The organism is Oleiphilus sp. HI0125 (assembly GCF_001635355.1).
Map to the genome: position 1 here is coordinate 1 of NZ_LWGF01001531.1, position 1188 is coordinate 1188.

Sequence of the window (1188 nt, forward strand, 5' to 3'; positions counted from 1 at the left end):
CGTTAGTCTTCCGAAAATTCGATCAGTATTTTGATAAATTGACTGATGGCTATCATGCGATTGTTGCAAAAAGTATTCGTCGGCTAATGATTGTTGGTGTCATATTAGTTTTTGTCGTTCTCAGTATGGGGCAATCGATTAATATTGTTGCTAAAGGTTTCGTGCCAGATGAGGATGTAGGCAGTTTTGCGATGGATGTTCAGCTGCCTGCCGGAGCATCCTTGAATCGTACTTTAGAAGTATTCGATCAAATACATGAGATCATTGAGTCTGAAGAAGAGGTGGTAGATTTTATTACTGTGCCTGGCTTCAGTATGTTAACCGGTGCTGCATCCTCGAATGCAGGCTTAGGGTTTGTGATGTTGAAAGACTGGGCAGAACGAAAGCAACCCAGTCAACATCAAGATGCTGTGATGCAGCGCTTACAGACTAAATTTAATGCGGTTTCTGCTGCTAATATTCGCGCGTTTTCGATGCCGCCAATACCTGGCTTGGGAGCAACATCCGGCTTGGAATATGTTCTGAAAAATCTGGAGGGCAAATCGTCCGCAGATTTTGGTGAGGCTGTTCGAAGTTTTATCATTGCAGCTAACCAAACACCCGAAATTGCTTTTGCATTCACAACATATCAAGCCAATATTCCACAGATATTTATCGATCTTGATCGCGAAAAAGCGAAGAATCTTGGTATCCCCTTGTCGGATATTTTCTTAACACTACAAACTCAATTGGGAGCCTTGTACGTTAATGATTTTAGTAAGTTCGGGCAAACTTATCAGGTCAAGATGCAAGCTGACGATGCGAGCCGAAACGAAGTCGATGATATAGGCCGCTTGCAAGTTCGCACAGAAAAAGGGGAAATGGTGCCTCTTAGCACATTAATCACAACGCGGACTTTTGTTGGGCCTGATGTGTCTTCTCGTTATAACTTATTTGGTGCGGTCACAGTCAACTTAATGCCAGCTCCGGGGTACAGCTCTGGAGATGTTATGCGAGCAGCTGAGAGCTTGGCTTCGTCCGCTTTGCCGAATGGTTATGAGGGACAGTGGACAGGCTCTGCATTGCAACAAATCATGGCCGGAGGTCTTGCGCCAATTTTGTTTGGTATGGCTTTGATCTTTGTTTATCTGTTTCTTGTCGCACAGTATGAGAGTTGGGCGATTCCAATCTCAGTTATGTTAGCTGCGC

The 1188-nt window shown here is 44.3% G+C and carries 1 protein-coding gene; it reads left to right on the forward strand.

What is annotated here, in order from left to right; genetic code table 11:
- Window positions 1-1188: efflux RND transporter permease subunit (locus tag A3762_RS25545; protein ID WP_197469586.1), on the forward strand; the 1188-nt coding region annotated here is incomplete at both ends.